This window comes from Shewanella sp. 0m-8, assembly GCF_052977265.1.
Window position 1 is genome coordinate 1 of the sequence record NZ_JBRIMB010000079.1, and the last position, 9094, is coordinate 9094.

General features: G+C 42.4%; 6 protein-coding genes. 2 read left to right on the forward strand and 4 right to left on the reverse strand.

Annotation, left to right across the window (positions count from 1 at the left end; translation table 11 throughout):
* Window positions 1-134: 134 nt before the first annotated feature.
* Both ACVBIO_RS21000 and ACVBIO_RS21005 read right to left on the reverse strand, forming a co-directional pair.
* On the reverse strand, window positions 135-1025 hold the full coding sequence (locus tag ACVBIO_RS21000; RefSeq protein WP_447173365.1) for a radical SAM protein: 891 nt from the start codon (window positions 1023-1025) through the stop codon (window positions 135-137).
* Window positions 1026-1231: 206 nt separating this feature from the next.
* Window positions 1232-1972 (reverse strand): enoyl-CoA hydratase/isomerase family protein, encoded by a 741-nt coding sequence (locus ACVBIO_RS21005; protein WP_447173366.1) that lies wholly within the window; start codon window positions 1970-1972, stop codon window positions 1232-1234.
* Between the two features lie 135 nt (window positions 1973-2107).
* Between ACVBIO_RS21005 and ACVBIO_RS21010 the strand changes: the two genes are divergently transcribed.
* On the forward strand, window positions 2108-3052 hold the full coding sequence (locus tag ACVBIO_RS21010) for a LysR family transcriptional regulator (protein WP_447173367.1): 945 nt from the start codon (window positions 2108-2110) through the stop codon (window positions 3050-3052).
* A gap of 336 nt (window positions 3053-3388) precedes the next feature.
* Here the strand turns inward: ACVBIO_RS21010 and ACVBIO_RS21015 are convergent, their stop codons facing one another.
* Both ACVBIO_RS21015 and ACVBIO_RS21020 read right to left on the reverse strand, forming a co-directional pair.
* Window positions 3389-6493: an efflux RND transporter permease subunit gene (locus ACVBIO_RS21015; RefSeq protein ID WP_447173368.1), complete on the reverse strand. Its 3105-nt coding sequence runs from the start codon at window positions 6491-6493 to the stop codon at window positions 3389-3391.
* A 9-nt stretch (window positions 6494-6502) separates the two neighbouring features.
* Window positions 6503-7606, reverse strand: coding sequence for an efflux RND transporter periplasmic adaptor subunit (locus ACVBIO_RS21020; protein ID WP_447173369.1), 1104 nt, complete (start codon window positions 7604-7606; stop codon window positions 6503-6505).
* Window positions 7607-8305: 699 nt separating this feature from the next.
* Here ACVBIO_RS21020 and ompW point away from each other — a divergent pair.
* The gene (ompW, locus tag ACVBIO_RS21025) at window positions 8306-8956 is read left to right on the forward strand and encodes an outer membrane protein OmpW (protein WP_447162326.1); all 651 of its coding nucleotides are present in this window, start codon (window positions 8306-8308) and stop codon (window positions 8954-8956) included.
* The last annotated feature ends 138 nt before the right edge of the window (window positions 8957-9094 follow it).

Here is a 9094-nt window from a genome sequence, read left to right on the forward strand (position 1 = left end):
TTAAAAACACTCGGATTTTGCCATCTTATAAAGATCGGTCAACCGATCAATAAACTGCTAAATGATCGGCATTACTGATTATAAAGCCCTTTTTATGTCGGATAGGTATTACTTTGACTTTAAAATCTCTGACGTTAAAATCGGCCAACGTAAGCTTTACCAATTAAACTTTCATCTTTGTTGATTAAGTACTTATTTATAGATGCTAGCATGTCAAGTTTGTCATCTTTAAATATGCCTTTTATTGGTAATAAATTAGATGCATGAGTACCATCAATATATAGGTCTGGTAACTCAATATGTTCCAGCAACATCTTCATCTCTTCTAGTACTTCATAAGGATCGAGCAAATTGAACTCACCTTTGGCAACTTGCCTACATAAAGCAGTGCCCTCAATGGCAACAGTGGTTAATGTGCCCAGCAGATAAGGTTTCATCTGATTGATTAATTTCGCAGTTTCCTTTATGTGAGTCTGCGATATGTCACCACGGCCTCCGATACCAATCATTACCATTGCGACAAGTTTGATGCCTGAAGCAACAATATTACGGCCTGCGACAAGCATCTCTTCAGCGCTAACGCCCTTACGAATCGTACTGAGTACTTCATCTGAACCGGATTCAACTCCTAAATAGGTCATAGTGAGTCCAGCTTGCCTTAATTGTGTTAACTCTTCTTGAGTCTTACTCAGTGTACTTTGTGGGCCAGCATAAGTACTGACATGGCTTAAGTTTGGAAATGCAGCGTACAGCTCTGCCAGTATGTCTAATAGCATGTTGGTGGGCAGTGAAATTGCATCACCATCACTTAGGAATACTTTTTCAACCTTGTTAATATTGGCGCCAAAAGCACGTTTTGCCATCTGAATATCTTCTATCAGTTCATCGATAGACCTTGCTCGGTAGCGCACGTCTTTGTACATAGAGCAATAGGTGCATTTATTGTAGGAACAGCCAATCGTGCATTGCAGTATGTAAGCGTCCGCCTCTAATGGTGGACGATAAATATTACCTTCGTATCTCACTTTTACCTTTACTTAACCGGTTTACGGTCATCCAATTATTTAATAACGTTTTTTAGCAATTCAAAATTTAGATAATATGGCAGCCATAGGTTTGTTTATCGCTGCCCATACAGATGAGCTTCTAGCCGCTGAACTACTTGGCAAGCTCTGCAGCCGTATCGACAAAGATCCCTTGAATATCTTTTGCTTCGCGGTCTGTTTGTCCACTATTTTTTGATAAATGCATCTATGATGGCTTGTGTTTTATTCTCTTTTGCGCGCTCTAGAAAATAGCGTAGCTCTAGCTCGGCGCCAGCATCTTCATCTATTATCGATGCCGCGATGATCTCTTTGTACATCACAATATTACGAATTTCTAATTGGCTAATAACACCAAGCACCTGGGCTAAGAAGCCATCTATTTCGGCCTTGGGAACGTACTGAGTAATGATATTTAACGCTTCAGCTTGTTGAGCGGTAAAGTCATTACCTAGTAATAAGGCCTGCAGTGCTTTGTTTTTACCCATTCTGCGAGCATACTGCACCGCGCCTTGGCCACCCGTTGGGATATTCACATGGATTTCAGGTTGAGCAAATACAGCATTTTCTGTCGCATAAGCCAAATCACAGGCCATCACAAATTCGTCTCCACCGCCACGAGCGACGCCATCCACCACAGCAACTGAAAGCTGCTTCATGGCTTTAATGTTGGTGATCATGTGATTAAACTCAATCGATGCAGCTTGGCCTGCGGGCGTGCCGTTGATCACATGCAAGTCCAAGTGAGCTAAAAAGAACAGTGGATGGAGTGACTTAAACACCACTATTTTGGTATCACGATCATATTTTAACGATAAAACAAAGGCGTTAACTTCATTGATCAAATCACTGGTGATTACATTCGATGGTGGATTATTGATGCTAACCGTTGCTATGCCTTCGCTGTGGCTAATTGCTAACTTGCTCATAATGTCTTCCTCATGATGTAGTCGGCTCGGTTTGTTTAAGCCATTCAAAGTGTAGCTACTATAAAGTTGTTATAAGCTAAGAAAAATACGTAAACTGGCACTTGATTGGTGCTAAAAATGCAACAAAGAGGCTGTATGGATTTTCCAAGTCGATTATTACTACTGCTTGAAGTCGCTGAACTGGGCTCATTTAGTAAGGTGGCAGAACAAAGAAATGTCGATAGATCTGTTATCTCGAAACAAATCAGCCGGCTAGAGCATGAACTTGGCGTACATTTGCTAAATCGCACCACACGATCGCTCTCTTTAACCGCAGTGGGTCATGAGATGGTGGCCCAAGCAAAATCATTGCGCATGCTGTTAAATGACTCCCATCGATTGGCACAGTATTATCATTCTGAACCCAAAGGCGTATTACGGATCACGAGTTCGACTCTGTTTGGTCGACAACATGTACAGCAAGCAGTGTTGGTTTTTCAGCAACAATATCCAGATGTTGATATTGAACTGCGTTTAGAAGATAGACTCATCGATATGGTTGCAGAGGGGTTTGATATTGGCTTTCGTATCGGCAAACCAAAAGACTCAAACCTTATTACCAGAAAGATTGCACGAAACCGATTATTGATTGTGGCGACTCCTGAGTTCATCAAAAAACACGGCGAAATAAAGACGCTTGAACAACTAGAAACTTTACCCGCTGCAGTTTACGCAGCGCCTGGGCTGCTGATTGATAAGTTCTCCTATCTTGATGCCAACAGCGAAACTAAGCAGCTGCAATTGAATGTGGTTTATAAAGTTAACGATGTTGAAATGATCACCAAAACGGCTGTCGCGGGCAATATGCTGGCAGTTGTTACTGCGCAGATGATTGAGAACGAAATTCTAGAGCAGAAGCTTGTTCCTATTATGACTGAGCTACATTTAAATGATCTCGGTACGTTTTATGCCGTGTATCCGCACCGAGACGCCCCAATTAAAACTAAATTATTTATTAACACGCTCAAAGCTATCATTGGAGAAGAGGTGCCAATATGGGAACAGAAAATCCCCAATTTCGATAAAATGTATGGGCATTGAGCAAGCTGATAACCCCCCCCATCTTTAGCTCTGCTGTAGCAAGTTTGCTGTCTTTGGATGAGTTTTACGCACTGAGTGACTCATCAAGTTGTTGTGCTATTAGATTGTAGAAGCCGAAGTCGCGATTGAAAATCTGGCTTGGCTTTTGTTACTTAAGTCTTTGTATTGGTTTTGTATTGATTTGCTGTATTGGCTTTTTGTGTTTTATATTTTTGGGGGAGGGGCGTTTTTAGTATGCCGCCAAACCCTTTACCATTGCTATCGTTACTCACAATGGTAAAGGGCTCTGGGTTATTGTTGCGTTATTTGGGCGTTAATTTGGTAATTGTCTTGGTGTTAATGCGGTGTCAGCTGAGCGTCATCGCTTATATTGCTTTGCTGCTCATCAAGTCCCTCATGGAGTTTATGATTACTCGCGATGTACGTGTACATAACGGGCAGAACAAACAGTGTGAACAGTGTCCCTACTGCAAGTCCAGCAACGATCACTAAACCAATATTGTAACGCGAAGCAGCGCCCGCTCCGCTAGCAAACAATAATGGAATTAACCCTGCAATCATGGCAGAGGTAGTCATAAGGATCGGGCGAAGTCTCACTGTGGCTGCTTCAATGATGGCATCATGTTTTGATGCGCCTTTAAATATTTGCTCCTCTTTGGCGACTTCACACATTAAAATGCCGTGCTTGGTTATCAGTCCAACCAGTGTAATTAACCCCACTTGTGAGTATATATTAAGTGATGTTTCACCCGATATATGTGTCCACCCTAGGGCGATTAACGCACCGCTAATTGCGAGAGGCACGGTGAACATAATGACTAATGGGTCGCGTACACTTTCAAATTGACTGGCTAAAACCAAAAAGATGATGGCAAGAGCGAGGGCGAAAGTGACATACAAAGAGCTACCTTCTTCGACGAATTGGCGTGCTTCCCCCATAAAGGTGTATGTATAGCCCGGAGGTAAATCTGTTTTTGCCAATTGGTCGAAATAAGCAATCGCATCGCCCATTGCGACATTAGGAGCCGGCACAGCTTCAATCGAGATTGAGTTCATTTGATTGAAATGAGGTAACGATTTTGCGTTGCCATTGACGCTATAACTGACAAGGCTTGATAGCGGGATGGCAGAACCATTTTGTGCGGTGACATAAAACTGGTCAATTAACTTAGGATTAGCCCTATAGACACGCTCCACTTGGGGAATGACCTCATAGGAGCGACCATCAATATTCACCCTGTTAATATAGCCACCACCCATCATGGTACCGAGTGTTGAGCCTATCTCCTGCATGGTCACGCCGTAGGCACCTGCAGCCTCGCGATCAATTTTGAGTTCTACCAAGCCCGAATCATATTTTAGATTCAAATCCGTATAGACAAGAAGTGGACTCTTTTTGGCTTTCTCTAATAGCTTATTACCAATGCTGTATAGGGTTTCAAAGCTGGCAGGACTAGTGATAACGAATTGAATAGGCAATCCTCCTGAGGCGCCAGGAAGAGAGGGCATTTGGTATGCTGTAGCGGTAATCCCAGGGATTTTTTTGGCTTCTTTATTAACGTTTGCGGAGATCTCTTTTTGGCTTAATTTTCTATCACTCCAAGGGACAAGCGGGGCGATGGCTAGCCCTTGACTCGTTGTAGGAACGCCAACTAATGCTAATGATGCCTCTACTTGTGGCTGTTTGGAGATAATTTGAGTAATGAGCTCCATATTAGCCTGGATATAGTCATTATTAGAGGTTGATGGGGTGGTTCCTATCACGACCACAACGCCTTGATCCTCATCTGGAGCAAGCTGAGAAGGTATGAAGTTAAATATTATAGGTAAGGATATAAGCACTATGATTGCAAAGAAGACGATTGCCCCCTTATGATCAAGTACCGCAAGCAACGTTTTGTGATAGCGTGCGGTTAAGCCACCGAGCACTCGTTCAACAGTCTCTTCAAACTTGCTCGGTTGAGAGTGTGGTTTGAGCATCTTTGAGCACATCATGGGCGAAAGAGTCAGAGCAACAAAGCCAGAAATCACCACAGAACCTGCTAGCGTGAGGGCGAATTCTTTAAATAGCGAACCTGTAACGCCGCCCATCAATGCAATCGGCGCATAAACGGCTGCTAATGTGATGGTCATGGATATAACGGGCACAGCGATTTCTCGCGTCGCAACCAACGCTGCTTCTAAAGGTTTTGCCCCCATTTTGATATGCCTATCTACATTTTCCACCACCACAATAGCATCATCAACCACCAGACCTATCGCTAATACCATGGCGAGTAATGTCATGAGGTTAATAGAAAAACCAAATACTTGCATTACAGCCATCACGCCAATTAAAGACAGTGGGATAGTGATAATCGGAATGATAACCGCACGGAAGGAACCAAGAAAAAGTAGGATGACCACAATGACAATAGCAGCGGCTTCTGCGATGGTTTTTACCACTTCATTAATCGAGTCTGTAATGGCTAGCGTAGAGTCATAGATTAGCGTCGATTGAATGGTAGTCGGGAGGTTTTTTTCAATCAAAGTAAACTGCGTACGTATTCCTGCGGCAACATCAAGTGGATTCGCTGTCGGAGTGGCATTAATACCAATAATCACGGCTTCTCGACCGTTAGCGAGCGCACGAGTGCTGTCACTGCTTTTTCCAAGGCTGATATCAGCCACATCTTGTAGCTGTACAATTTGGCCACTATCACTTTTAATGACTAATTTTTTTAGCCCGTCAACGGTGTCGACTTGACTATCAATTGTGCCATTTAAAATGGTGAAACTACTATTAAACTGACCGACTGCTGATTGGTAGTTATTTTGTTGTAAAACACTGATTAAATCGGCTGTGGTAAGGTTATATTGCCCCAGTTTTATTGGGTTCGGCCATATTCGGAGTGCGAAGGGGGTACCGCCCATCATTTGAATGTTGGAGACACCGTTAACGGTTGATAGCTGAGGGTTTACAACTCTTTCAAGGTAATCGACGATTTGACTGGAGTCGAGTTCTTTACTGAAAAAAGAGATATACATGATGGAGGTAGTCGCCCCTGTCGATGAGGTGACCGAAGGATTATAGGCCTCTTTCGGCAATTGGTTCGTTACCGAGTTGATTTGTGATAATACATTTGCCAGCGCCTCTTCAGGGTTGGTGTTGAGCACCATATTTAGGATAATAGTCGAGGTGCCAAGTTGGCTTGATGAGGTCATAAAATCAAGATTGTCTACTTGAGATAGGGCCTGCTCTAAGGGTTGAGTGATAAAGCCCTCAATTAATTCGGCATCGGCGCCAGGATATGGCGTCGTTACTGTAATGACGGTATTGGTCATCTCTGGATATTGTCTGACCTGCAGATCTTTTATCGCATTGAGGCCAAGAATAAAGAGTAAAATGCTCAGTGAAGCCGCCATGACAGGGCGATGAATAAAAGTGTCGGTGAAATTCATATGTCGCTCCTACAGCTTCGGCATTTTATCTGGAAGCGAAATTGGGTTCGGTGTTACGCTGACTTTAGTATTATTACCAAGATTGAGAATACCGGTTGTCACAACGTCTTGATCAAATTTTAAGGCACCTTTAACTAACGCGTAGTTACCGTTTCTTTGTAATACTTCAACGGTGACCTGTTTAACTCGGGTGTCATCACCTTGCTTATCGATTACAAATACAGAGTTACCATATAAAGCAAATACAATGGCTGTCTGCGGCAGAACAAATTGCTGATCGAGATTACTTAAGCCAACACTGACTTCGGCGAACATGCCACCTCGCAATGTTTGATCATCATTGGGCAACTGTGCCTGAATCATCACTAAGCCCGTTTTATAATTGATTACAGGTTCAATCGCGTTAATTTTTCCTGAGTATATGCGTTCAGGGTAGGGGTCTACGGTTAATGTAATCGCTTGACCAACACTCAGTTTACCTAGTTGAGACTGAGGGACGCTGAAGCGAACTCGCATTACCGATAAGTCTTCTAGGCGAACAATATCGGTGCCAGTTGAAAGGAATTGTCCAAGGTTGATATTTCTAATCCCAAGTACGCCATTAAATGGCGCTTTGATTTGACGAAGTTCAATATTTGCTTGAAGACTTTCAATGTTGGCTTGCAGTGCTTCGTATTTCGCTTGAGCAGCCTGCAAACTTTGCTGTGATATAGATTTGTCTCGGTAGAGTCTGAGCTGTCTGTTGTAATCATCTCTCACTGCGGGTAGTTGGACTTGTTGCTCCTTTAGCTGTGCCGCTTGCACCGATGAATTGATGCTGACCAAGGTGGTATTGGCTTTGGCGTTATCGCCATTTTCAAAATTAATAGCAGTGACCAAACCCGCCACTTCATTAGAAATATCGACCCCTTGGTTAGGCTCAATATAACCAATTGCTTTAATGTTTTGATCCCAAGTATTAGGGGTTAATTTCTCTATGGTAACGGGATAGATTGGTTCAGGGAGATTGGCGAGAGTGGTCGCTATTTTCTTATTAACAAAAAGATTAAAACCAATCACGCTCCCAAAGGCGAGTATGGCAACGGTTACAGCCCCTATTACCCATTTGTTCATATCCTAATCTCCAGTAGTAAAGTGTTTTTATTAACAATAAATATAGTGACTCAACTAAACATAGGATTAATTAATAAGACCAGCAAGAATATAAGTCTGATTTAAGTAGGTCTGACACTAATGGTGTTACTACCCTAAGGTCTTGCTTTGCATAAAAGTTATTGGCACGGCATCTATTAGGGGAAGTTGGGGTATGCTGCAGATCGCCCTAGGTTGTCAATATTTTGTACATTCTGCTCCCCATTAGCGCCTTACATCTATCGCCTATCGCTGAGCATCTATTGCTTAGTATCTATTCCTCAGTTATCAGCACAGGCTCACGTGAATTTAATTTCTGGAAAAATAAATCTTAGGTGTACTCATCTGTTTTACCGATAACGATTCTGAATGTGATTGGGTCCGTTGCTTGCGAGCGTTGAGAAACTTATCGCTGGCAGGTTGATTTATTGTTGCATTGACTTTTTATTGCGTTAGCTCGTTAAGTGAGCTTAGTTGGCTTTTGTCACAAAATTCAACGCTATGGTATGCGGCATCGCCTCGCAAGTGTGATCAAGGTCGCCTTTATGTGTCTCTAAGTGAGTATTCGATGCTTGTATTGATTTAGATCAAATTTAAAGAGGTGTTAATCAGGCAGGATGCACACGAATGTAAGGATATTGATAATAAAAACAGCGCTAAGTGTTGTATTAATGGAGTAGTATGATGAACAAAAAAATCGTTTCTAGCTTAATCGCCACAGCCCTTCTCACTACCGGTTTCGCCTCTTCTGTATCAGCTCACCAAGCTGGTGATATTATCGTTCGTGCTGGTGTTGCCGTTGTTGCGCCAAATGAATCTAGCCCTGTTGTTGCAGATGTCGCAGAATTTAGTGTGAGTGATAATACACAGCTTGGTTTGAACTTTGGTTATATGATCACTGATAACATTGGTATTGAGTTACTTGCTGCGACGCCATTTAGTCATGATATTTCACTGGGTTCGTTAGGTAAGATCGCTGAGACTAAACATTTACCACCAACTTTAGTTGTTCAATATTACTTCGGTGATGCACAATCTAAACTACGTCCATATATTGGTGCGGGTGTTAACTTCACTAATTTCTATGACAATGAGTTCACTCAAGAAGCTAAAGATTTAGGTTTGTCAGAATTGAGCTTGTCAAACTCTTGGGGGGCGGCTGCCCAAGTAGGTTTAGACTATCAAATCAATGATAGCTGGCTAATTAATGCCTCTGTTTGGTACGCACAGATCAGTACCGACGTTAAGTTTAATTTAGGGGATGCTCCTCAAAAAGTCGAAACAGATATCGACCCATGGGTTTACATGGTTAGCGTCGGTTACACTTTCTAATATTAGTGTCTAGAATTGTCATAAGTGACAAATCCAACCGATAAAAAAGGAGCCAGTAGGCTAATGCCGATCATTTAGCAGTTTATTGATCGGTTGACCGATCTTTATAAGATGGCAAAATCCGAGTGTTTTTAAACA

Coding starts and splice junctions, on each gene's coding strand:
- ACVBIO_RS21005 (WP_447173366.1), bottom strand. CDS start 1,972: ATGAGCAAGTTAGCAATTAGCCACAGCGAAGGCATAGCAACGGTTAGC.
- ACVBIO_RS21010 (WP_447173367.1), top strand. CDS start 2,108: ATGGATTTTCCAAGTCGATTATTACTACTGCTTGAAGTCGCTGAACTG.
- ACVBIO_RS21015 (WP_447173368.1), bottom strand. CDS start 6,493: ATGAATTTCACCGACACTTTTATTCATCGCCCTGTCATGGCGGCTTCA.
- ACVBIO_RS21020 (WP_447173369.1), bottom strand. CDS start 7,606: ATGAACAAATGGGTAATAGGGGCTGTAACCGTTGCCATACTCGCCTTT.
- ompW (WP_447162326.1), top strand. CDS start 8,306: ATGATGAACAAAAAAATCGTTTCTAGCTTAATCGCCACAGCCCTTCTC.